The 22,367-nt window shown below is 45.6% G+C and carries 24 protein-coding genes; 22 read left to right on the top strand and 2 right to left on the bottom strand.

What is annotated here, in order from left to right; genetic code table 11:
- Window positions 1-15: 15 nt before the first annotated feature.
- Window positions 16-444, top strand: a complete 429-nt coding sequence (locus G411_RS22085; protein ID WP_157581166.1) for a hypothetical protein — start codon at window positions 16-18, stop codon at window positions 442-444.
- 35 nt (window positions 445-479) lie between these two features.
- Window positions 480-1,148, top strand: coding sequence for a hypothetical protein (locus G411_RS0106560; protein ID WP_022958383.1), 669 nt, complete (start codon window positions 480-482; stop codon window positions 1,146-1,148).
- A 66-nt stretch (window positions 1,149-1,214) separates the two neighbouring features.
- On the opposite strand, the gene G411_RS0106555 is transcribed toward G411_RS0106560, so the two are convergent.
- Both G411_RS0106555 and G411_RS0106550 read right to left on the bottom strand, forming a co-directional pair.
- Window positions 1,215-1,532: a CcdB family protein gene (locus G411_RS0106555; protein WP_022958382.1), complete on the bottom strand. Its 318-nt coding sequence runs from the start codon at window positions 1,530-1,532 to the stop codon at window positions 1,215-1,217.
- Window positions 1,532-1,777 (bottom strand): type II toxin-antitoxin system CcdA family antitoxin, encoded by a 246-nt coding sequence (locus tag G411_RS0106550; RefSeq protein WP_022958381.1) that lies wholly within the window; start codon window positions 1,775-1,777, stop codon window positions 1,532-1,534. Before G411_RS0106550 ends, G411_RS0106555 begins: the two co-directional genes overlap by 1 nt.
- 247 nt (window positions 1,778-2,024) lie before the next feature.
- Here G411_RS0106550 and G411_RS0106545 point away from each other — a divergent pair, with 247 nt between their 5' ends.
- The 20 genes from G411_RS0106545 (at window position 2,025) to G411_RS0106450 (ending at window position 22,192) form a co-directional block, all read left to right on the top strand.
- Window positions 2,025-2,267: a type II toxin-antitoxin system Phd/YefM family antitoxin gene (locus tag G411_RS0106545; protein ID WP_022958380.1), complete on the top strand. Its 243-nt coding sequence runs from the start codon at window positions 2,025-2,027 to the stop codon at window positions 2,265-2,267.
- A gap of 147 nt (window positions 2,268-2,414) precedes the next feature.
- The gene (locus tag G411_RS22415) at window positions 2,415-2,519 is read left to right on the top strand and encodes a type II toxin-antitoxin system RelE/ParE family toxin (protein ID WP_245542368.1); all 105 of its coding nucleotides are present in this window, start codon (window positions 2,415-2,417) and stop codon (window positions 2,517-2,519) included.
- Between the two features lie 705 nt (window positions 2,520-3,224).
- On the top strand, window positions 3,225-3,521 hold the full coding sequence (locus G411_RS0106535) for a Flp family type IVb pilin (RefSeq protein WP_022958379.1): 297 nt from the start codon (window positions 3,225-3,227) through the stop codon (window positions 3,519-3,521).
- A 358-nt stretch (window positions 3,522-3,879) separates the two neighbouring features.
- Window positions 3,880-5,202 (top strand): hypothetical protein, encoded by a 1,323-nt coding sequence (locus tag G411_RS22080; protein WP_245542367.1) that lies wholly within the window; start codon window positions 3,880-3,882, stop codon window positions 5,200-5,202.
- A gap of 1 nt (window position 5,203) precedes the next feature.
- Entirely contained in the window at window positions 5,204-5,983 is a 780-nt protein-coding gene (locus G411_RS0106520; protein WP_022958376.1) for a hypothetical protein, read from the top strand.
- Between the two features lie 94 nt (window positions 5,984-6,077).
- Window positions 6,078-6,695: a hypothetical protein gene (locus tag G411_RS0106515; RefSeq protein WP_022958375.1), complete on the top strand. Its 618-nt coding sequence runs from the start codon at window positions 6,078-6,080 to the stop codon at window positions 6,693-6,695.
- The gene (locus G411_RS0106510; RefSeq protein WP_022958374.1) at window positions 6,696-6,890 is read left to right on the top strand and encodes a hypothetical protein; all 195 of its coding nucleotides are present in this window, start codon (window positions 6,696-6,698) and stop codon (window positions 6,888-6,890) included. It abuts the gene before it with no gap.
- A gap of 9 nt (window positions 6,891-6,899) precedes the next feature.
- Window positions 6,900-7,787 carry a Flp pilus assembly protein CpaB gene (gene cpaB, locus G411_RS0106505; RefSeq protein WP_022958373.1) on the top strand — a complete coding sequence of 296 codons (888 nt, stop codon included), beginning with the start codon at window positions 6,900-6,902 and terminating at the stop codon, window positions 7,785-7,787.
- Window positions 7,788-7,920: 133 nt separating this feature from the next.
- A complete protein-coding gene (locus G411_RS0106500; protein ID WP_169530626.1) occupies window positions 7,921-9,138 on the top strand; it encodes a pilus assembly protein N-terminal domain-containing protein in 1,218 nt (405 codons plus the stop codon).
- A 2-nt stretch (window positions 9,139-9,140) separates the two neighbouring features.
- Window positions 9,141-10,835 (top strand): TadA family conjugal transfer-associated ATPase, encoded by a 1,695-nt coding sequence (locus tag G411_RS0106495; protein ID WP_022958371.1) that lies wholly within the window; start codon window positions 9,141-9,143, stop codon window positions 10,833-10,835.
- Window positions 10,835-11,686, top strand: a complete 852-nt coding sequence (locus G411_RS0106490) for a type II secretion system F family protein (RefSeq protein ID WP_022958370.1) — start codon at window positions 10,835-10,837, stop codon at window positions 11,684-11,686. Before G411_RS0106495 ends, G411_RS0106490 begins: the two co-directional genes overlap by 1 nt.
- Window positions 11,679-12,560, top strand: a complete 882-nt coding sequence (locus tag G411_RS0106485) for a type II secretion system F family protein (protein WP_022958369.1) — start codon at window positions 11,679-11,681, stop codon at window positions 12,558-12,560. Before G411_RS0106490 ends, G411_RS0106485 begins: the two co-directional genes overlap by 8 nt.
- Window positions 12,560-12,883: a DUF192 domain-containing protein gene (locus G411_RS22560; RefSeq protein WP_084495347.1), complete on the top strand. Its 324-nt coding sequence runs from the start codon at window positions 12,560-12,562 to the stop codon at window positions 12,881-12,883. The genes G411_RS0106485 and G411_RS22560 overlap by 1 nt, the downstream gene beginning before the upstream one ends.
- Window positions 12,867-13,310: a tetratricopeptide repeat protein gene (locus tag G411_RS0106480; RefSeq protein ID WP_084495345.1), complete on the top strand. Its 444-nt coding sequence runs from the start codon at window positions 12,867-12,869 to the stop codon at window positions 13,308-13,310. The genes G411_RS22560 and G411_RS0106480 overlap by 17 nt, the downstream gene beginning before the upstream one ends.
- Window positions 13,311-14,141: a TadE/TadG family type IV pilus assembly protein gene (locus G411_RS0106475; RefSeq protein ID WP_022958367.1), complete on the top strand. Its 831-nt coding sequence runs from the start codon at window positions 13,311-13,313 to the stop codon at window positions 14,139-14,141.
- Window positions 14,116-14,607, top strand: coding sequence for a hypothetical protein (locus G411_RS0106470; RefSeq protein WP_022958366.1), 492 nt, complete (start codon window positions 14,116-14,118; stop codon window positions 14,605-14,607). The genes G411_RS0106475 and G411_RS0106470 overlap by 26 nt, the downstream gene beginning before the upstream one ends.
- The gene (locus tag G411_RS21355) at window positions 14,600-15,517 is read left to right on the top strand and encodes an OmpA family protein (protein ID WP_022958365.1); all 918 of its coding nucleotides are present in this window, start codon (window positions 14,600-14,602) and stop codon (window positions 15,515-15,517) included. The genes G411_RS0106470 and G411_RS21355 overlap by 8 nt, the downstream gene beginning before the upstream one ends.
- Window positions 15,518-15,595: 78 nt before the next feature.
- Window positions 15,596-20,770: a phospholipase effector Tle1 domain-containing protein gene (locus G411_RS0106460; RefSeq protein WP_084495343.1), complete on the top strand. Its 5,175-nt coding sequence runs from the start codon at window positions 15,596-15,598 to the stop codon at window positions 20,768-20,770.
- 11 nt (window positions 20,771-20,781) lie between these two features.
- On the top strand, window positions 20,782-21,336 hold the full coding sequence (locus tag G411_RS0106455; RefSeq protein WP_022958363.1) for a hypothetical protein: 555 nt from the start codon (window positions 20,782-20,784) through the stop codon (window positions 21,334-21,336).
- Between the two features lie 202 nt (window positions 21,337-21,538).
- Window positions 21,539-22,192: a hypothetical protein gene (locus G411_RS0106450; protein ID WP_022958362.1), complete on the top strand. Its 654-nt coding sequence runs from the start codon at window positions 21,539-21,541 to the stop codon at window positions 22,190-22,192.
- Window positions 22,193-22,367 lie beyond the last annotated feature (175 nt).

Below are 22,367 nucleotides of genomic sequence, written 5' to 3'. Positions count from 1 at the left end.
ATGAGTGGTGAGTATATGAAATACTTTATTGCCGCCATATTTCTCGTTAGTTCTATGCTCGTCTGTGCATCAAGCCCAATCACAACGATTGATATCACAGTAGAAAATTCAGAGGATTACGGTTTCGATATTAAATCCACTGAGTATGATGAATATTATAATGTTGAGTGGGCAGGGCCGGAATCATATCAAGGTTGTCACGCCGGGCAGTCAATTTGGTTAAGTTTTAAAGACAATCGTCCGGAAACTCTTGGCACAGGTTCTGTAATAAGGTTTAGCACAAACGAGGCTCCTTCAGGGGTTTACACCCAATTGAAAAACGAGGAAATCGCAATGTTAACTGTTTCATACTTTTGTAAAGAAGCTCCGGAAAAGAGCCGAATGTTTGTTGTGCGCTCCATACGTGGAAAACTCATAACAAGTCAAAGCAGTCGGACGCGCTAAAATCGCGCTCCTCTTTTTGAGGCGTTAAAAGTCATATGAAGTTACTGCCACTAATTTGTATTTTGTTGCTTCCTACGTTAGCTATCGCTGACGATTTTCGCCTTGTGCTAATGCTCGGGGAAATTGAAGAAGTGAATATTAAGGCGCAGCGACCAAAGGAAGCTAAGCCTGGTGAGGTATTGCTAGATCATTCGTGCGGTAGTGAAGTAGTGACATTCAGAGTAGATGAATATCTGACGGGTGACGGCATGAAGGAACGTAAACTAAGTCGTGTTATTGCTTCCTACAACTGTGATTCCAGCTGGAACGGCATGCCTGTTTCGCCTTCTATTGCCATGCTGTCTCAATGGCCAACCCATAGCATCTATCGTGGCACAGTTAGGCTAACTGAGACTACAGAGGGTTATCAGGTCGTAGACTATATCCCCCAGCTGCTTTCTGTCCTTTCAATTCACGAACAAAAAGAACCTGAAATGTTTCTATCTTCCCTTAAGGAACCAATTATTCGGCTACGTGGTAGCGACCAAGGAACAGATGAGCTGAAATACCTTGCTTCTCTCGGTGTGGTTGAGTATCAAGCTAAAGAAATTGACTTAAACGAAAACTGTATTTCAGGTTGTGAAAAGGGCAATATCATCAAAGTTTATGAAGTTAAGTATAAAAAAGGCATCCCGCTCAGCAAGCTAAGGGGTAAAAAATTTTAACAAGGCAAGGCAAGGCAAAATCGCCCTGCGGGCTGGACGCGCTAGCGCGCGCCTTTGCTTGCGGCGTTAAATACCCGTAGTAGCGAGATCGAGGGATGAAATTATTTCGTCTCTCATGTGAGAAAGGGAGCCGATAGGTTCCTTCAATAAAGTCGCTGGAACGGATGCAATTTGAGGCGTAAGAAGAAGTAGGCTTTCTCCATCATACGTAACGTTGGGAGTTAATCCTTGCATCTTTTCGTTCTTGAAATGGCTTAGCTTGCCAAGCGGGATCACAATGCGAGTTGCAATGTCCGCAATGAGGTGGTGCTGAATATCAACTAAAAAGGGGTAGGCTTTCTTGCTGGCTCGGTTCGGGTTTTCATAAACATCGAATTGAGCCATTAAAACGTCCTGAAGTCGTCTGAGAAACAGCCACGCTCTTCGATAAAGTCATTGTAAGCGCGAATCGCGCTTTTATTCTCGTCTCGCCATTTTTCGGCCTCAGTGTGTGCAAGCTTCTCTTTCAGAGCTTGCTCAAGTGTCGCAGACAAATTAATGTTTAAAGCCTTCGACTTTATCAGTAAGTCACTGTTTAAGCTCAGGTTTGTTGCTTTTTTGGGGGCATTCAAGTCGTACAGGGGTTGCATGGTAATTACCTCGTGATGCTTTACGTGCCATTATGCGCATAGTGATGCGCATTGCAAGGCATTTAACAAGCGGCAGCAGTCTGACCCAAAACTCCGATCCTTTTTGTACATTCGCTGCGCTCATTTTTGTAAAAAACGTGCTCCACTTTGCCTGCCCCTAGAGTTGACGTTATGCGCGGTGTTCGTCTTGATGTGCGTACTCAAAGGCGTACATTTGGTGAAAAATTAAACTCACAAGAGGTGCATCATGACAGGGATCACGGCGACTGAGTCGCGCAGCAACCTTTACTGGTTGATAGACGAGACCGCCGAGTCCCACCAACCAATCGTCATCATCGGTAAGCGGAACAAAGCCGTTCTGGTATCCGAAGAAGACTGGTCTGCTATTCAGGAAGCACTATACCTGTTCTCTGCACCAGGGGTGCGGGAGTCTATTCGTGAGGGGATGGATACCCCCGTGGATGAATGTGATGAGGAGCTGGACTGGTGACATGGAAGTTGGTTTACACCAAACAAGCTCAGAAAGATGCAAAAAAAATTGGCCTCGAGCCAAATGCCCAGGAGCTGTTAGCGCTGATAGCGGACGATCCATACCCGCAAGCCTCTTCTGTTTGAGAGGCTTATTGGTGATCTTGCGGTGGCCTATTCACGCCGCATTAATATTCTGCATCGTCTGGTCTACCACGTGTTGGAGGACGAGCGTGTAGTGAAAGTCCTCAAGCTATGGATCTACTACGAATAAAGCATAACCAGCCGCTATTGTCGGACAAATTTTCCAACGCTTTTCGGATCCAGCGTAGCCGCAAAACTTCACGTTAAATACCGGTAATAAGAAAATCGAGCGCTGAGATAATTTCCTTTCTGTTTAGCAACAGCGAGCCTTCATTTCGAGTGAAAAATGAAGACGAAACTGTCGTAATTTGATGGGTAAGAAGCGCGTTTTAGGGTTGCCTCGCACAAGTAATGAATACTTTAGTGAGAGGACTTTTACTTAGGCAAGGCACGTCGACGCAATAGAATGTGATCTCGCTACCTAAGTTAAACTTTCTATACCGAAGTTTTACGCCTTCCGCAGCATGGAAAATATTCGGCTTTCGGGCGAGGCACTCAGTACGCCCTGGCCGTACAGTCGTCATGCGAAGTCTGACAGTGCTCATTGGTCTTCGCGGTTAGGTAGCCTCAACTATTGTCCTTATTGGTTTTCTCAATCTCGGGATAGCTTACTCATCGTTGGCTGAAATAGGAGATTGGCGTCAGTGTTAACAAGAGGTTTTTATCGGTTGGTGAATTATAATTCTCTAATATTAGAGCGCGACTATATATCGGAAGAAGCTGACGAAAAAGGTTGCGAAATAAAGATTTGCATTTTCTCTTGAAATGGTTTTAGCTAATATACATCCATGCAGGATGCGTGGTGTAAAGAAAAATCCAAGGATGGAGCATGTTCATGAATCACTTCTATATTCCCTGTTTACAAAAAAAATCCAAGTCGCGACGTAAGCAATTTGGTCAAGGTATGACCGAATACATCATTGTTGTTGCTCTGATCGCAGTCGCCGCGATTGGCGTCTTTCGGTTGTTCGGTGACACCTTGCGCGAGCAAATGGGCGGGTTGGCGCAAGAAATGTCTGGACAAAGCGGAAGCGATCAAATCGGTAATGCGCAAGATGCTGCTGATGCGGCAGTTAGTCAAGCGAATACCAAAAAAGACCTTTCTAACTATTCATCCGGTAATCAAAAGTAATATCTTCCCGCATATTCCGGGGTAGATATATTTATATCTGAAAAAAACCTCGGCTAATCATATTCGGTAGGCTGGAGGGCTCTTTATGGTTAGAAAAAGCCGCGGAAACGTACTCCCATACGTCGTCGCGATACTATTTGTCGTTGCTTTGTCTGTTCAGTATGTCTTTAATGCATTTAAAGTGACGAATGAGTCAACACGAATGCAAAATACTGCGGACGCGGCGGCTTATAGTGTGGCAAACGTCTTCGCACAAAATAATAATTTCGTAGCACTTTCTAACCGCTCTCTTGTAGCCAATCAAGTTACGATGGCTCAGGTCGTAACCATGGTTTCATGGACAAGAATGACGTCTACCATGGCTAATACGGTAAATGATATTGGTCAGTTTATTCCTTACGTGTCAGTCGTAACAAATTATATAGAACAAATAGCGCAAGGAAGTCGTAACGTTGTCGAGGCCATAGCTCCAGCAATAAGCAAAGTAATTGCCGGATATATAAGAAGCATATCGTATATCCAGCAAGCGGCGGTTCCTCTGGCCTCAGTAATCGCTCAGGATATTATGGCTGAAGTCGTGAAAGGCAATGATGCTGATGTAGATTACTCATTTGCCACTGCATCAGTCCTTGGTGCAGGAGCGGTGCACCTATCTTCTTTTTACGGACAAAGCGATTGCCGGAGAGAAGCTGATAAAGTCAGGGATGGTAGGACCGGTAACGCTGAGACCATCTCGAGATGTCGCCAATTTAGAAACGTGACAATGGCTTCCAGAGATGAATTTTCTTCAGATAGAACTTATAGATTCACTTTTCCCGGTATGCCAGAAAAAATTGTACTTCCCGGTCTGCCGGCTGAGCCGGTGAGCGGACTACCCCTCTATTCTACTCTCACTTTAGAACGCTCGGGATCAACGGTAATGGGTGGTGATACTCCGAATGTTCAAGATAGTACACCATTTACAACGTGGTCAGCTATCGATGCGATATCTATTCATTCCAGTACTAGATATTTAAAGATTGACTGGGATGGTGTCAGGAACAAATCGACCCGGCACAGGGAGATGGTGAAGTTGGGCGCTGGACATGCGTATGTCGGCAATGAATGCAGCAGGTGTCATCATGTTATACATGAAGGAACATCTTATTGGAAAAAAAACCCGAGAGGTTCAGCATGTTCTGATCCGGATATTGAGAGAGGATATGGGGGAGGGTATAAATCTCAAAATAGTGGGGTTTTCAAGCTCATGGACGTAGCATCTTTGAACTGCTATAAGTTAAGCAACGAATTTGACTCAGATTTATCAAGTGGTACTGAGCAGGGGGTGGGGTTAACCCCATTTTATAATGTTAAAAAAGAAGGATATATAAACAAGAAAGATCATGTATTTATATACTTGAGAAAGTCAGAGAAGAAGATAAGAAAGTACATAAATATTTATCCAGAATCTGGTCGAATTAGCTTAGATGAAAATAAAGGAGCGCAGAATAAAGCATTGCATGGTGCAGCCTCGGCGTCTATATATTTTAAGCGAAATAACGACAAATGGATGAGGTCTTCCTCCAGAAGAGAGGATGGGCGGGTAGAGTATGGTAACGCCTATAACCCATTTTGGGAGGCAAGGCTAGATAGAATAAGTAATGCAGAATCCATGTCATTAAAAGCGCTAAAGGAAATGTAAAGTGCGACTGAAAGAGAGAGGACAAGCTCTTCTTGAAATATTGGTTTCAGGTGCTTTTGTATTAGTTCCAACTCTATTTATGTTGATATACATGGGAAAGGTTGGGGACCTGCAGCACAGAGCTCATGAAGCTGCCCGCTATGCGGCTTGGGAAGGCGTAAGTACCAAAAAAAGTCCTTTGGAAATAGATAATGAAATAAACAAAAGGATTTTGTATGGCGTTTACCAAGAATACGATAGTGAAGAAGACAGAAAAAAATCAAATCTAGAAAAGGATCGTATAGACCCTCTGTATTTCTATTCGGACGAGGGGAAATATGAAAGCGTATTGGATGTGAAAGAAGATTCTTTTTCCAAAAGCAGTAGGAATAGTACCTCTCCAGAATCTGAGCTCCATGGGGTAAGGCAAGCTGCGCTGGACAACGGTATTGTCGGATTTGACTTAGAAGAAAATGGAATTCAGTCAGCTAGTGTGGGGATTAAGATAAAAGAGACTTCCCGGCTTATTATCAAAGATGGAATAGAAGTGAAATCTAAAAATAACTTATATTCTGAGGCTTGGAGGAAGATTACAAGGAGAAGTTTAGTTGGCGCCGTAGAAGGCTCGATTTTTGGAGAAAAGGCTTTCGACAATGCTGTGTTTGACAATATGGCCACTTTGGCTGAAAAGATAGGCTTTGAAGAATGGGGCGGGTTTGATCCAGGTCATATAGAAAAGGATGTTGTGCCTTGCAGCAGAGTCTTGGGAGGCGGAAATGATCGAGAGTCGGCGTGCAACTAGATCGAAGGTAAAGGTGCGGCCTATAACTTTTGTATGGTACATAATTCTTAGTTTCGGTGCTAGCTATGCGCGGAGTTGGGAAGGAGAGCTTCCGGTGCCTGAAGGTGTGCTTCTGAATGTGGTGGGTGAAGATATGAAAGTAAATGGCATACCGCTAAAAGCATATGAATATTTTTGGCTCGACGGAGAGGAATCCCTTTTGAGTTTTTACTCAAATTACTGGGGGGAGGAGAGCTCCGCTTCCGTAACTAATTCAAGGGTGGGTATGTGGACGGTTATTTCAAAAATAGATGACGACTACAATATAACCATTCAATATCGGGATGAAGGTATAAAAGGCCTGAAGGTTCTTTTGGGAATTTCTCCGCTCCCAAAAATGATCAGGTTAAACAGAAAAGGCCATTCCTTAAGTAAAGTGCATCCTATGCCCGGTATCGAAATCGTGTCGGTTGTAGAGTCTGTTGATAAGGGTGTTTCATCGGAGGTTTACTGGATGAGCTCGATAAATTCAATAGATAAAACGTCAGATATAGTTGCTAATAGATATATAGAGAGCGGATTTTTTGTCACCAAGAAGAATATAAGAAATGCAGAAAATAGTTCGGATTTTATGTCTTATATTGTCGCGGAGGATGTTCGCGAAAAATATCAGTTCTCTATTAGCAATTCGAAGGGGAAAACAAAAATAGTAGGTGCCAGGAGGGATAAGTAAATGAGCCGGAATAAAGCTTTTGAACGAGGACAAGCACTGCCGGAGTATATAGTAGGTTCGATCGTAGTCTTGGTGGCGTTATTTACACCAATGGATATTTTTGGCGGGAAGACGATAGTAAGTACCTTGCTAGATACCTTCAAAAAAAATTACATGGGATATGAATATGTTATTTCACAGCCAGTAAATGAGTAGCGGGCCCAAATGTCAATTTCGAAATATCGTTACCCTATCGCTCTAGTCGCGGCATTTTTGTGTGCAATTGCTGCGTTTTTTTTGACAAAAAATTACTTCGAGGTGAGAGAAAGGGATTTGCGGGAGAAGATTAGATCTGAAGCTAGATTAGTTGATATAGTTGTCGCCAAAACGGATTTGCCAGCTGGTACGCGTATTGATCTGGAAACCATGACGATAAAAAGCGTGCCGAGTGAGTATGTGCCTGATGGAGTGATATATCCGGTTTCCTATCCTGATGTTGAAATGAAATATCTGTCAGTGCCAATGTCGGCAGGGAAGCCTCTTATAAGATATATGGTCGAAGGAGTTTCCCGAATTGAAAAGTTTTCGGACCTACTTTCATTTGGTGAGCGTGCTATAACATTGGAGGTTGATTCGGTGAGTAGTATAGCTCACATGCTTGAGGCTGGAGACTATATAGACCTTGGGGTTGTAAAAGATAAAGGAGAGAAATTCCAGCTGATTCTCGAGAGAGTTCGCGTACTTTCTACCGGAAATTTTTCGATCGCTGAGAAAAAAATCCCCGGTATGTATAAAAATTCGCAGTATTCAAGCGTCACACTGGGAGTTTCTGGCGAGTATGTAAAAAAGGTTTATGAGGCACAGCTAAAGCACCAACTTGTATTTCTTTTGAGGAATGAACGAGATAAAAAGCCACTATCTTATGCAGCCAGCTCCGAACGCGACGGAATAGTAACAGTTTATGCAGGGGTCAATTCTGAAGGGGTGATTGATTCGTATAAAGATGCTTTCGCTATAGAAAAAGAATCTTCAATGCTGAAAGTTATAAGAAGAAACTCTAAGGGCCGATTGATTAGGCTGATGAGCGATAACGGTTTTAGTAAGGATGATTAGGTTTCTAATGATAGAGCGGAAAGGGATGAGGGGTAGGGAGAATGGATCGCAGCTTTTGCTGATTAACCTTTTCGCTGTGAGTGTATTATTCTTGCTATATTCGCCATTAGTATATTCAGAGTATCCAACGGATATGCCGATAGAAGTGGGCGAGGTGCGGATTTTACAGATAAAAGGACTAACTCACGTTGCGATTGGTAATCCAAAGAAGGTTGGGTATAAGACACTCGAAAACGGCGAGCTAATGGTTGTAGGTCTGGAGCCGGGAGAGTCGAGCATGCAAGTATGGAAAAGTGGAGGAAGGAAGCTCTTATATAAAATACGTGTGCAACATCGATACGTTTCTGAAAGTGTCCGGTTGGCAAGAGCTCTTACTAATAAAATATCAGGTTTGAATATTTATTCCATGGATGGGCGTTTAGTAGTTGAAGGGAAAATAAACAAAAAAGATGTCGCAAACATAGATGCAATAAGAGCGTTAACGCCAGATGCGATATTCATACTAGAAAATAGGCCTTTTCAACGCAATCCTATCATTAGAGTGGATGCAGTTCTTGTTGAAATTAATGACAATGATGTCCGGAAACTCGGAATAGAATGGGACTCGACGGCCTCGGGGCCTATATACGGGTTTCATAAAGACATAACTCCGTCAGGTTTTAGAATATATCAAGAAGATGACAGAAATATAAACGAGGCAGTTATTGGGGCAGTGCCGTTTGGAGACACTAGCTTTTTTCAATATTTTGGCATTACTTCACATCTTGCTTCTACACTTAATTTTCTACAGAGTTCTGGCAAGGCAAGAATACTCAGTGCTCCAAAGCTAACAGCGGTAAGCGGAGAGTCCGCATCCTTTCATATCGGCGGCCAATTTCCGATTCCTGTTACAAATTCACTCGGAGCAACGAGTGTTGAGCGCCAAGATTATGGCGTCATTCTCGAAGTGTCGCCCACTATAGACGAAGGAATAATAAATATGGCTGTTACTGTGGATCTCAGTGATATCGATCCATCTGTAACAGTTAACGGCGTTCCGGGGACTAGAAATAGAAAAACTCAAACAGTGGTGCAACTAGAGGCCAATCAGACTGTGGCTATTTCTGGACTGTTTGCGACTGCAGACTCGGAGTCCACATCTGGTATTCCCGGTTTAAGTAAAATCCCTATTCTAAAGTATTTATTTGGTGTGGAAGATAAAGATTCTGATAATAAGCAGGTGGTCGTGCTGTTGACCCCTAAAATTATTAACCCTGGGAATGACGATGATAAAGAGCTAAGTTCATTTGCATCTGAAATGCTTAGGGAAAATAGTCAGTACATCACGATTGACGCTGCGTTGATGGAATAGCAATGAAGATAGTTGTTCAAACAAAAAAAGGTACAAATGTTGGCAAGCTATTTTGTGAAGTGGATTCCTTTTTTATAGGAAAGGGAGGGGGTTGTTTGGTGGATCTTACGGGATGGAGGGTTTCAAGGCAGCATGCTGAAGTTAGAAGGCTTCCGGGTGGGGTTTTTGTAAGAGAGATAGACAGTAAGTATCCTGTACACATCAATTCAAGACGGATTGATGGAGAGTACGGACCAGTCAAAAAGGGGGACAGTATAGGTGTTGGAGACTACGTAATATTTTTAGATGATTTTTCGATAAAGGAAGAAAAGAAAATTCCGGAGTCGCTAGAATATATTTCTTCAGAGCCTGAATATAAATTTGAATTGGATGCAGACGAAAAAGAATCTGCTATGGCCTTGCAGGCTGATAGGGATAGGCGAGAATTAATAAGAAGTTGGAAGTTGAAAATTCACGCATCTCTTCTTAAGACGATGGACCTCCGTCGTACAAACATTTCGGCTTTTAGCGATCAAGAGCTCAGGGATTTATCTTCAGAAATAATTAACGAACTAGTAAATAGCAACCAAGAATTTCCCGCGTCTTTATCAAAGAAAGATATTGCAAAACAAGTGCTTGACGAGGCAGTTGGGTTAGGTCCTCTGGAGGAGCTGTTGGAGCGGTCAGATATTAGTGAGGTAATGGTTAATTCCTGCGACGAAATTTACTACGAAGAAAATGGAAAGCTAATAAAATCTGAAATTTTCTTCAGTGATGATAAGGCGGTACTAAGTGCTATAGAAAGAATTGTAACTCCGCTAGGACGCCGAATAGATGAAAGCTCTCCTATGGTAGACGCAAGGCTAAAGGATGGTTCTAGAGTTAACGCCATTATCCCGCCGCTAGCTTTAAAAGGACCTACGGTTACTATTCGAAAATTTATGCAGGAAAAACTAAAAATAGAACATCTAATTGAATTTATGTCCTTGGATAAAGCTATGGCTGAATTTTTGGATACAGCTGTTAACCAAAGACTAAATATTATTATTTCCGGTGGGACAGGCTCTGGAAAGACGACTTTGCTGAATGCCCTTTCAAATTATATACCTGATTCCGAAAGGATAGTAACTGTAGAGGATGCAGCCGAGCTAAAGTTAAATAAACCACATGTGGTTTCGCTTGAGGCTAGGCCTCCAAATCAGGAGGGGTCAGGAGCGGTGAGTATTCGGGATTTGGTCAAGAACTGTCTTCGCATGAGGCCCGACCGAATTGTTGTTGGCGAGTGTAGAAGTGGTGAGGCGTTGGATATGCTGCAGGCAATGAATACCGGTCATGATGGATCCTTGACAACTGTACACTCAAATTCTCCTAGAGACTGCATATCGCGCTTGGAGGTGCTCGTGCTTATGTCGGGGATGGATCTTCCGGTAACAGCAATTCGAGAACAAATAGCTTCAGCCGTTGATATCATTGTCCAGCAGACCCGTTTCGCATGCGGTTCTAGGAAAGTTACCTCCATAGCTGAGGTTACAGGCGTGGAGGGTAGCGTTATTCAGCTTTCCGAAATATTTCGATTCTCTCAGTCTGGCTATGATGAAAGTGGGCGAGTAACGGGTAGGTTCGAAGCACTTGGTCAGGTTCCTGAGTTTTATGAGCAGCTGGCAGCGAGGGGCGTCGCGGTAGATTTGGGTATTTTTTCAAAGCGGCCATTGGGCTAATGTTGCTAACTGGGTTGGTAGCCGCATTGTTCTTTGGGGCGTTGATTGCCCTTGTATACTCAGTAGGAGGGAGTACTCGTACCGCTGTTGCTCAGTATGAGAAACAGGTTCGGGATGTGGCGGATGTTTCCCTGTATGAGATTTTTATATTTATAGACGAAAGAAAAATAAAATATATCAGTGTTGCGGCCTTTTTCCTGATTTTTTTTCCTGTATATGCGGTGAGCGGTTCTCTATTGGCAGCAATAATTTTAGGTATGCTCGTTTTTTTGATGCCTTCGAAATTTGTGTCGATGCTGAAGTTTCGTCGAAACCAAAGGTTTAATAAAGACTTGCCTGACGCATTGACAGCTATAGCAGGAATGCTCAAGTCGGGCGTGAATCTCAATGGAGCGATAAGTATTGTTGTAGATGAAAATTCTGGACCATTGGGGCAGGAGCTCGGTCTTTTTTTAAATGAATTGAAATTGGGCGTTGATTTTAACGAGGCGCTTACTCATATGTACTATCGAGTGCCAATACCTGACTTGGAGCTGGTTATTGCTGGGATGAAGATATCGCGGGAGGTCGGCGGAAGCCTTTCTGAAGTTTTGTTCAGGCTGTCCGATACCATCCGCAGGCGCGCCGAGATGGAAGGGAAAATAAAAAGCCTTACAGCAATGGGAACTTTGCAGGGGTGGGTAATGACATTGCTGCCCATCGGCGTTGGTTTTGCTATCTATCTTATTGAGCCTGAAACTATGGCCAAACTTTATACTGACTGGAGAGGGTGGATTGCCTGTTTTTTGATAGTTGTTCTTGAGTTTCTTGGATATAAAACTATAAAAAAAATAGTGAGCATCGATGTTTGACGAAAGCGTTGTAAAATATATTGCCAATATTATGGTTCCTGCATCTTTAATTTTGATGTGCGTATCCATATGGGGAATTAGAAGGGAGGTTCCAGAAGATGATAGAGGCTACCTCGATCCGCTGCCAAGATCTTTAAGGCGAATATGGCCTATTGTTAATGTATTCTCATATTATGTGGGCGATAAGCTGCCAGTAGATTGGTTGGTTCGCTATCAGAAACATCTAGAGAAGGCGGGGCTTAACTACATGATGGGTCCAACTCAGTACTTCGGTCTACAGCTTACGGCTGCAGTAGCAATGGGAATGATCGCCTGGTTGTGCACATACATGTTGGGGCATGTGGACTACATATATGTATTGGTTGGTTTGCTCCTTGGTTTTTCTATGCCCCTTTTTAGTATCAACGATTTTAAAAAGCGTAGGGAGCGTGAGCTCGTAAGGTCTCTGCCGGTCTATTTGGACTTTCTAACTATGGCAACTCAGGCTGGATTGAATATGAGTAGCGCTGTTGCCCAGTCGGTAGATAAAGGTCCAAGCTCTCCTTTAAAAGTTGAATTTAAAAAGGTTATGAGGGACTTGCGAGCTGGTGTCCCAAGGGCAGAGGCATTTCGTATGATGGCAGATAGGTTGTCTCTACAGGAAATAAGCGCCTTCGTCACGGCTATAGTCCAAGCTGAAAAGACAGGAGCGTCGATAGGTGATGCCTTAAAAGTACAAGCAGATCAGCGGAGAATAGAGAGATTTCAACGAGCGGAGAAGTTGGCTATGGAGGCACCTGTAAAGTTAATTTTCCCGCTAGTGGTATTCATATTTCCCACAACATTCATCGTTATATTTTTTCCCATAGCTATTAAAATCATGGAGGCTTTTTGATGCCTTCTCCGCCTTTTTCTATACAGCTAGCGCCTGTTCCCGTACACGCTACTAAATTTCTTTCTCGCTTATTGGGTATCTTTTCTCCGACAGCCAGGAGGCGTGGATCTGTAGTTTTATACCCGTGTTCATCCGTTCATACTTTTTTTTTGAAAGCACCTTTGGATATTGTTTTTCTTGATGCTGAAAGAAAGGTGTTGGAACTCTATGATTCTGTTGCTCCTTTTCGAGTGATCAGTTGTTCAGGATCCTATTATGTGGTTGAGGGTCGCGCGGGGTCGCTTTCGAGTAAATTAGAGGTTGGGGATGTTGTTGACTTTTAGGTTTTTTTGTTTTTTAGGTATCATGGCAGCCGTTTCTGCCTGTAGCACTTCCGTCGGGAATGTAAGGTCTAGCAATCCTATGGTGGAGGCGCAGTCATATTACGATAGCGCTTTGTATAGTGATGCAGAAAGAGTCTTACTTAGGTTAAGTAAACAGGCTAAGAACAATTATGATGTTCATTTTATGCTGGGAAATATTTACGTTCGAACAGGTCAATACCAAGCCGCAGACAGAATGTATCGGCGTTGCATCAATATCGACTCGTCTATAGCTAAAGGCTGGTATAACCTTTCGCTTCTTAAGGTGAAGGAGGCGATGAGTTTAGCTGATGAAGGTTATAGGCGCACCGCTGTGGACAGTCCTGAATATGAACATAATTTCCTACTTCTTAAAGATGGCTTGATTACGGCTATCACAGGTAATTAGATGCAATTAGGTTTTCAGAGCCTTCGGCTGTCAATAGCGCAGCGCGGCCAAGCCCTTCCAGAGATGCTTATTGCTTTTCCTCTGGCGGTTATTATGGTTATGGGGGTTGTGCAAATTGCGCTTTTGTATCGTGGTAAGGCGACAGTTAATAATGCCACTTTTTTAGCCGCTCGGTCAGGTTCATTAAATCATGGTTATACGGAAAATATGGAAAATGTTTTTTGGTCTCGCATGGTAGCGTTGGGGCATATATCGCCGGAAGCCCGAGGCAATGCAACTACTATAGGTCTTTTTGGTAACCCTGATGAAGCTAATTTGCTTGCGTCCAAAAAAGCGTTGGCTATATCTCATAGCTATAAGCCTGTAGAGGTTATTTGGCCTACTCGCGAAGTATTTGACTATTTTGCTATTTCTGTTAAGGATCTTGAGCCTTGTTCTGGAAGCGGATGCCCCTTTAGCAAATATGGTGGAGGGTTTAAGCCTGCACAAAAAAAAATATTTGAAATTCCGGTAGATAACCTCGACGCGAGAGATTCCTCTCTCCACGTTATTGATGGCCGAAAGATAAATCTATTGGATGCAAACTTGTTGAGTATAAGGACTCGCTATTGTTATCAACTGGAAGTCCCTGTTGCAAATTTTATCATTTGGAGAACTTTGCGTGTCATTAACTCAGAAAATACCGACTGGCTGAAATGTGAAGGTATGAGGGGGGTGTTTGGGCGTGATCATTACTTTATTCCAGTGGTCGGTCGTTCAGTGATCCGAATGCAGACGGGCTTCAGATGTGAGGGGGATGGCGAAAATGGAGTTAACTGTAAAAATTTGTAGTTGTATTGTTTTTTTATCTAGCTTTTATGTTAATGCATTTGAGTCAAAAGTTGTCCTTTCTCAATTGGCGGAGCTTGAGGCTAGTTTGGCGGAGGCTTCTGAAAAGGAGGGTAAGTTGGTTGCTTTAGAGCTAGAACGCAAACGAGGTGATCCAGGTTATCAGTTTCAGTACGCCAATACGCGCGTGGTTCGCGCCTACCATAGAGAGGCGGATGAGGCCATGCGGCGTATTATTGAGTTCAAGGAAGACGTGCTCCGTTCTGGGTTGCTCGCAAACCCCGGTTGTGCTGACCTGATGTTGGCGTATCGGGATGAGAGCTTCAATGATCTCAAGGACATTTATCATAATTTCAGGTCCCGGAAGGTGCCTTTCCCTCTGGTTTCCTCCTTGTACGGTGCGAATGAGCATGACAGCTTGGGGTTTATAACTAAAATTGTTATGAGCTGTGGAGACTTAAATGTCTAGTTTTCCATTTTATTTTTTAAATAATTATATGTTTTTTATCTTGTTTTTGTTTTGGCATTCCTTTTTGAATGCGGGCGATGATGTTTTTTTTGATTCTCTCCCGTCGGGCAAGATCTTTTATAAGACAGATAAGCAATATGATAATTTTCAATTGGTGTCAGGAAGTGTCCGGTACTTAAGGACTGATGAGGGCGCCGAGGGGTATAAGGCTGAAGAGGTTTTTCAGTTTGAAACATATGGCTCTGTTCGTATTGTTGATCACGAGCCAGGTGTGTCAGCAGTTAAGTATTATAGGGATGCGGAGTTGGCTCTGGAAAAGCAGGGTTTTCATACGTTATACCGCTGTGACTCCGCTCAGTGTGGAGATATTAGTGGGTGGCAGTTATATTTGAGTGAAAAGTTATTAGGGGATGAGGCCACTCAGCATTACGTGCTGGCAAAATCCAGTAGCGGCGACGGTGTGTCCTACTATGCTCAGTTTTATGTTGTAGAGTTGGATGATCAGGTGCGCTCATTTCAAAGACTCATCGGGCCGATTAGCTATGAATTTAGCTCCGGGAATACGAACTTAGAGAATAGTGACGTAACATTATTTTTTCTTTATGACAGTACTCAATTAGTCGGTGATTCTCAGCGCCGTTTGGTCGATTTTTTAAATACAATCGATGTAAGTGGCGTATCTAAGGTAATTGTGACTGGCTACACTGATAGTCTTGGTGGCAGCGTCTACAACAAGTCGCTTGCGTTGCGCAGAGCAAACTATATAGCTCGAAAGTTGAAATCTCGAGCGGTATTCGGTCACCTCGAGATACAAGTTTCGGCTAAGGGGGAGTCGGCTCCGGTTGAGGACAATCGTACCGCATCCGGCCGTGAAAAAAATCGACGGGCTACCATTCAGCTGATTATGTAGGACTGGAAGTATTAATTCGGCATAAAAGTAGCACCTGAAGGGGCATGGAAGCTTCTAGTTAGTCAAAGGGATTTGGCCATGAAAGATATTGATCGACAGGCTGTTAATTCTGGAAGCGGCGGAGCTAGGCATAGCGTACTAGGCGCTGTGATGGCGGAGTACCTTCCTATACTGTCCATCGGTTTATTGGTTTGTGCTTCGTTGGCACAGGCCTACGGTCCGGCACTCAGGCAGCATGTAGGGGATTTGGCCAGCCAGCTCGCCTCTAACTATTATCAAGGCTGGTTTTATCCTGAGGGTACAGAAGGTCTTGCACCAACTGGCGGCACTGGCTCTGGTCACAGCGGGGGGCCCTCAGATGGTGGTGGTCAAAGCAATGCTAATGATGAGGATGGGGACGACGGCGGGATAGACGACGATTATGACAACCCGGAAGGCGGAGACCCATTCAACCCCAACCCCGGTGGTGATCCTCAATCCTGTGCAGCTAATACGGGCAACAGTAACGGTGGCGTCCTCGCTTCACCCCAAGCATCCTCAGTGGCCTCTACCAACACCGGCTTTGGGAATCCGATTGATATAGGCACCGGCAACAAATTCCAGCGGCAAGCGGATTACCGCCACCGGGGCCCGAGTCCTTTGATTTTCGAACGCTACTACAACAGCCTTCAGGGCTCGGATCGGAGCGCCATTGGGTATGGTTGGAGATATAGCTACAGTCGCAAGCTGTTAGTCTCTTCGCTTTCCGATTTGCCAGAGCATGCACCTGTATCAGATGGCTTTAGTCTCAAAATGCTTCGCGACGATGGTGCTGTTTACGTGTTCAACAAGGAAGACGGGCACTGGAAAGGTCAGGGAGTGGTGGATCAGCTGAGTGAATCAGGAGATGGCTGGGTATACACTACCGTCAACGGTGTAGTCGAGCATTACAGCGCCAAGGGGCAACTCCAATCCGTTGTTTATACGAACGGCATCACCCACACCCTGAACTACGATGACGCCAACCGTCTGGTCGCGGTAACCGACAGCCGTGGCCCAAAACTCCAACTCCATTACAAGCAATACTGGCTGAGCCGGATCAGTCTGCCCAATGGAGACCAACTGCGCTTCAAATACAGTGATTCAGGCAATCTGGAAGCCTACCAGCGAAGCAGCCCCGGCCTGTGGGCCAGCATGGTCTCGCTGTTTGCAGATAATAGCGCTAAATATCATTACGAAGACAAGCGCTTTGATCATGCCCTGACCGGCCTTACCGATGCCGAAGGCCAGCGCTACGCCACCTGGGCCTACGACCACCTGGGCCGCGCCATCCTCAGCCAACACGGCGATGGCGCAGAAAAGCTCACCTTCGACTACCGCCGCGACGGCACCGTGGCCATGACCAACGCTGCTGGGCGGATCACTGTCTTCCATCTCGAACCCGGTCGCCCTGGCTATCGCCGCTTGATTCGCACAGATGGCCTTGCCACCCCTAGCTGCGGTCCAAGCCAACATGCTCTAAGCTACAACGCCCATGGCTTTATCAAGCTCGCCGTGGATGCCAATGGCTACGCCACCCTATATACTCGCAACAATCGTGGGTTGGTCGAGCAGCGTGATGAGGGACTTTCCAAACAAGCAGGTCAGTGGCAGCCGGAAGAGGGCGCCCGCCGCATCGAACAACAATGGCACCCCGACCTGCCGCTGATCACCCAAGCCACCTATAGCACCTATCTCAACGGCCAATGGCAGAGCTACCTCAAGCGAGCGTTTCACTATAGTGACACCGGCCGACTGCTCACCCGTACAGCCACCGACCTCAGCCAACAAGCTGTGCCCTACAACACCTACGGTGAGCAACGCACTTGGACCTACACCTACCACTTCGCGCAAGACAACCTAGCGCAACCCTCAGAAGTAGAGATCAACGGCCCATTACCTGCAGAAGCGGACGGTAGCGACGACATTACTCGCATCGCCTACAACCCAGAAGGCCTGATTCAGTCCATCACCAATCCGCTGGGCCACACCACCCGCATCACCACCTATAACCGCCACGGCCAGCCCACCGAGGCAGAGCTCCCTAACGGCATCCAGGTCAGATTGACCTACGATCAACACCACCACCTCGACACACTCACCCGTCAGGGTGGAGACCTGATGGAAACCCTCGATCTGGACATTGACCGGAACGGCCTGCTAAAAAAGCTGACCCTGCCCGACGGCAGTTGGCAGCAGTTTGACTACAACGCCGCCAGGCAGCTCACGGGTTTGACCAACCACCTGGGCGACCACCTTAGCGTTGCGCGATCCCCGGTCAATGGCGCCTGGACCGAACAAGTTATCTACAACGAACACGACCGGGTAGAGCGGCACTACCAACGGCAACTGGACTCATTAGGCCGGGTCATTGCTATCTTGGGGCAATATGGTCAGCGGACGGATCTCCGCTATACCAACGGTGGGCAATTACTAAGCCAGCACCAAAAAGGTAATGACCAGCCCTCTGTGCATCAATACGATGCGCTGGGTCGTCTTACCCAAACCCTCAATGCGCTGCAGGGGAAAACGGCTATTGACTACAGCGTACAAGGCCCAGCCGCCAGCATCACCGATGCCGGAGGCCACCAGACCCAATATAAATACAATGCCTTTGGCGACATGATTATGATGCAAAGCCCCGACACGGGAGTGCTTCTGCATTACTACGATGCCGCGGGCAATAAAATACGTACACAGGGTGGCGCTACACTTTCAGAAGCACGTTCAACTAATGCCATTACAGCGTACCGCTATGATCTGGCCAGCCGCCTTGTGGCGATTGACCATCCCAATGCAGGGAGCGATGTTACTTACCGCTATGACAGTACAGATGCCGTGCAAGGTCAGGGCATCGGACAGCTTACCCACATCAACGATGCTAGTGGCACAATAGACTACGGATACGACGCCCTTGGTCGTCTTTCCAGAGATACACGCCGCTTTACTCTAAATGGTCAAACAACCACATTTACCGTAGGCTATCACTACAATCAAGAAGGTCAGTTGGACTACATACAGCTCCCTAACGGCGATAGGCAGCAATTCAATTATAGGCATGGACGTGTCAGCCAAATTGAATATCAACGATCCGGTTTGCGGCGAACACTCATCGACAGCGTGACGTACGCATTGGGAAATACACCGGCAGCCTGGCGTTATGGGAATGGAACTGAAGCCAGCGCCAGCTATGACCGCGAAGGCAGGTTGACTCAATTAGCGTTGCAAAATACTCAGGCCAACACGCAACGGTGGCAGCAGAAATACCACTACGATACGCGTAACCAGATTGAGCTTTTGGATACCCTCGGCTTTGCAGGTGAGTCCAGTACCCATTATCGCTACGATGCGTTGGCCCGACTCGTGGCAGAAAAGCCCACCGGAGGCCGGCAGCCTGCCAGAGAGTACCAATACGATGCTATTGGCAACCGTGTAGCCCAGCACTTAACCCTCAATGACCAACAAGCAGAAATCGACGCAGGCTATTCAACAGCAAGCAGCCACATTCAAACTTATGGCCGCACGCAATTACTATTAAGCGAAAACGGCAACACACTCATCGAGTCACATCCGCGCCGCGATCGCCGCTATATCTACAACCAAACCAACCAATTGGTAGCGGTCTACATTAATCAGCAGTTAAAAGCGACCTATGCATATAACAGTCTGGGCCAACGCACACACAAACTCGCCATAACTGGCAAGGGGCCCAAACATACCGTCTTTCACTACAATAATGAAGGGCAGCTACTGGGTGAAACCGCTTGGAGCCCGAAAGAGGGCGTGCAGAGCCACCGCTTTTACCTTTGGTGGCAACGCAAGCCGGTAGCAATGATTGAAAGCCGGGGCGATGAATCACCCGTGGTCACCTACCTGCACAGCGACCACCTAAATACCCCACGGCTGGCCACCAACCAAAACCAACAAGTGGTGTGGCAATGGCAGAGTGATGCATTTGGTATTGGTTTGCCCAACAATGATCCCGATGGCAATAGCGTACCAACAACGCTTAATTTGCGCTTTGCTGGTCAATATTTCGATGCCGAAAGCGGCCTGCACTACAACTACCATCGCTACTACGACCCGGAAACAGGCCGCTACACCCAGAGCGACCCCATCGGACTGATGGGTGGTGCCAATACCTTTGCTTATGCCATGGCTAACCCGATAGCCAATACTGATCCCTGGGGATTGTTCCTGTTTGCTTTTGATGGGACGGGGAATGATCAAAGTAATCCTGCAACATTAACCAATGTCACGCATCTACAAAACTATTACTCTCAAGGTTACTCTAGAGACGATACCTACTATCAACGCGGTGTTGGTACTGATGGCGATATCTGGGTCGATGTGTTGGGCGGTGGCGCGGGCTTGGGGTCAAGAGCGCGCGTTGATGCGGCATTGGATAGAATTAAGGAATTGTTAACGGACCAATCAAATTGGGATCGTGTCATCGATATTGTTGGCTTTAGTCGTGGCGCTGCCGCAGCACGGGAATTTGCCAATGATGTCTTTGAACGTATCGACAGTGACGGCTGGGGCGGTCTTGTCACCGATTGCAACCCCATCAATATCCGCTTTATGGGGCTGTTTGACACGGTAGGTTCAATGGGCATCGCAGGCAATAGCACTGACCTAGGCTACGACTTTAGTATCGACTCCCGCATTGGCCATGTGGCTCAAGCGGTTGCGTTAAATGAGCACCGCTTTCTTTTTCCGCTCTCATCAGTGTCCCCGGTTGCTGGGGCGACTCTCACGTCAGGGAATGTGGTTGAGCGGGGCTTTATTGGGGCGCATTCTGATATAGGCGGCGGTTACGCCGACAGCGACCTGTCTGATGTGGCTTTGCAATGGATGTATCAACAGGCCGTGAGCGCGGGCGTGAACCTTGGCCCATTATCAGCAGAGCATCAAGGGGTCACAAATCCAATCATCCATGACGAACGCCGCGCAGATGGATTTATGGGGGCGATTCACTCCAATGATGGAGATCGCGCGATCTATTATCCCAATGATCCCTTCAGTTCTTCTGGCAGGCAATGTGAACGTCGTGAGAGAGGACGTTGTGTACAATGGGAGCCTATAGATCCCGCAGAGCGACAAAAAACGGCACCGCAATTCCCGGATTTATCCGACATGATTAATGAAAACTATCAAGGCAATCGGCGGGGGACGGTCGATATGGATGAGTATCGGCAGTGGTTGCAGAATAATGTGGGTATCACCGTAAACTAAGGAATCCTTGGATGAGGTATCTGATTTTTTTTAGTGCATTTTTTTTTATTGAAGGATGCAGTGCCTTAAATGACAAGGCTTATATCATCTACGCCGTGCATAACGATACAGGGCGAGATTTATATGCGCCTGAGATGATTAACGAAAAAGGTGAGCATGTCTTTCGAGATTTTGGGGCAGATAGACCTTATGAAGATGATGTTTACACTACGCTAAGCCTCGGTATTTTGGGTGTGCCTGAATACCTGCGGGTGCGTTGGAAGGGGCACCTTTATGGCGAGTGGATAGAAAAAAAAATCAACGTGGGATCTTCTGTTCCCAAAGGGTTTTGGGGTGATATATATGTGAGTTTATTGCCGGGTGATGAGTTGGTGTTGTCTTGGGTTTATAGAAATAAAAAAATGGAAAAAAAAGATTGCGGTGGCTATATATTTTCGAATTATAAAGAAGAAGCAAATAAGAAAATAGAAATAAGCAAAGCGAAGATAAAATCCTATCAAAACCCTAAGTACTGGGATTCAATTCCTGAAATACAATTTCGTTGTAATATTCGGTTTTATCTCTAGTTTGTTGAGTGTGATTCTGTGACTATTTCAATGTGGCTTTGCAACGGATGTGTCAACAGGTCGTGGGTGCGGGTGTGAACCTTGGTCCCTTGTCAGCAGGGAATCAAAGGGTCGAAAATCCAATAATCCATGACGAACGCCGTACAGCAACGAGCAGCGCCTCAGTTTCCGAATTTGGAATACCTGATTAACGAGAGTTCCGATGATAGCGAAAGGGGGGCGGTCGATATGGATGAATATAATCAATGGTTGGATGAGGATGTTTGGTCAAAATTTTAATCATACGAAGACGGTTAAGCTGGTTGTGTTATTGATTGCCGCGTGGTTGGTGGGTGGGTGTGGTTCTTTTGATTCCCGGCTAATCGGGTTTTCGTTGCATAATGATACCGGGGAAACATTGTTTAATCCGTGGATTAAAACGGACAAGAATAAATATGTATACGGATCGTCGTTAAGGGTTATGCCATTCAAGAATAGGGCGGGAGGAGGGGTTAATTTTTTTGAGTTTAAGCGCTTGCCGGAATACTTGGTGGTTGGGTGGAAGTACGATATCGATGAAAGTTATACGGAAAGGAAAATATATTTAAATCAATGTCTGGGTGGGGATTATAAGGGAAATATATTTGTTAGTATTTTGAGTGATGATTCTCTTGGGTTGTCTTGGGTGAGTATGGATGAGGGTACGGGTCTTCGTTTTTGTGATGGGTATATTTTTAGTCGATTAAAGTATGTTGCTGAAGAAAACTTAAGAAAAATAAAAGAGCGAGGATGGCCTGTTTCTCCTGATTTTTGGTGTAGTGCTGAGGCGCATTTGGACCATAGGGCGCAAGAATATTTAGATGATTTGCATAAATAAAAAGTACGGCCTGATAGAAATTCCATAGCAGTGCCATGTGGCTATGTGTTAAGGGCTAAAAAAGAAGTCGTTGTGCGATATAGGAAGGCCGTTTTCAACCCGAGTTGATCAGGGATTTATTGGCGTGCATTCCGGTGTGGGCGGCGGTTACGCCGACAGCGATTTGTCTGACGTG

This window comes from Spongiibacter tropicus DSM 19543 (assembly GCF_000420325.1).
Taxonomy (GTDB): Bacteria; Pseudomonadota; Gammaproteobacteria; order Pseudomonadales; family Spongiibacteraceae; genus Spongiibacter; species Spongiibacter tropicus.
The sequence above is the reverse complement of the archived record's forward strand: the minus strand, read 5'-3'. Positions and strand labels throughout refer to the sequence as shown.

What these genes read in the sequence shown, in the direction of transcription:
- G411_RS0106500 (WP_169530626.1), top strand. Translation starts at nt 7,921, where the DNA reads ATGCCGATAGAAGTGGGCGAGGTGCGGATTTTACAGATAAAAGGACTA.
- G411_RS0106470 (WP_022958366.1), top strand. Translation starts at nt 14,116, where the DNA reads ATGGAGTTAACTGTAAAAATTTGTAGTTGTATTGTTTTTTTATCTAGC.
- G411_RS0106510 (WP_022958374.1), top strand. Translation starts at nt 6,696, where the DNA reads ATGAGCCGGAATAAAGCTTTTGAACGAGGACAAGCACTGCCGGAGTAT.
- G411_RS0106490 (WP_022958370.1), top strand. Translation starts at nt 10,835, where the DNA reads ATGTTGCTAACTGGGTTGGTAGCCGCATTGTTCTTTGGGGCGTTGATT.
- G411_RS0106535 (WP_022958379.1), top strand. Translation starts at nt 3,225, where the DNA reads ATGAATCACTTCTATATTCCCTGTTTACAAAAAAAATCCAAGTCGCGA.
- G411_RS0106555 (WP_022958382.1), bottom strand. Translation starts at nt 1,532, where the DNA reads ATGGCTCAATTCGATGTTTATGAAAACCCGAACCGAGCCAGCAAGAAA.
- cpaB (WP_022958373.1), top strand. Translation starts at nt 6,900, where the DNA reads ATGTCAATTTCGAAATATCGTTACCCTATCGCTCTAGTCGCGGCATTT.
- G411_RS0106495 (WP_022958371.1), top strand. Translation starts at nt 9,141, where the DNA reads ATGAAGATAGTTGTTCAAACAAAAAAAGGTACAAATGTTGGCAAGCTA.
- G411_RS0106485 (WP_022958369.1), top strand. Translation starts at nt 11,679, where the DNA reads ATGTTTGACGAAAGCGTTGTAAAATATATTGCCAATATTATGGTTCCT.
- G411_RS22080 (WP_245542367.1), top strand. Translation starts at nt 3,880, where the DNA reads ATGGCTAATACGGTAAATGATATTGGTCAGTTTATTCCTTACGTGTCA.
- G411_RS0106560 (WP_022958383.1), top strand. Translation starts at nt 480, where the DNA reads ATGAAGTTACTGCCACTAATTTGTATTTTGTTGCTTCCTACGTTAGCT.
- G411_RS0106550 (WP_022958381.1), bottom strand. Translation starts at nt 1,777, where the DNA reads ATGCAACCCCTGTACGACTTGAATGCCCCCAAAAAAGCAACAAACCTG.
- G411_RS0106475 (WP_022958367.1), top strand. Translation starts at nt 13,311, where the DNA reads ATGCAATTAGGTTTTCAGAGCCTTCGGCTGTCAATAGCGCAGCGCGGC.
- G411_RS0106480 (WP_084495345.1), top strand. Translation starts at nt 12,867, where the DNA reads ATGTTGTTGACTTTTAGGTTTTTTTGTTTTTTAGGTATCATGGCAGCC.
- G411_RS0106455 (WP_022958363.1), top strand. Translation starts at nt 20,782, where the DNA reads ATGAGGTATCTGATTTTTTTTAGTGCATTTTTTTTTATTGAAGGATGC.
- G411_RS0106545 (WP_022958380.1), top strand. Translation starts at nt 2,025, where the DNA reads ATGACAGGGATCACGGCGACTGAGTCGCGCAGCAACCTTTACTGGTTG.
- G411_RS22560 (WP_084495347.1), top strand. Translation starts at nt 12,560, where the DNA reads ATGCCTTCTCCGCCTTTTTCTATACAGCTAGCGCCTGTTCCCGTACAC.
- G411_RS22085 (WP_157581166.1), top strand. Translation starts at nt 16, where the DNA reads ATGAAATACTTTATTGCCGCCATATTTCTCGTTAGTTCTATGCTCGTC.
- G411_RS0106450 (WP_022958362.1), top strand. Translation starts at nt 21,539, where the DNA reads ATGATAGCGAAAGGGGGGCGGTCGATATGGATGAATATAATCAATGGT.
- G411_RS21355 (WP_022958365.1), top strand. Translation starts at nt 14,600, where the DNA reads ATGTCTAGTTTTCCATTTTATTTTTTAAATAATTATATGTTTTTTATC.
- G411_RS0106460 (WP_084495343.1), top strand. Translation starts at nt 15,596, where the DNA reads ATGAAAGATATTGATCGACAGGCTGTTAATTCTGGAAGCGGCGGAGCT.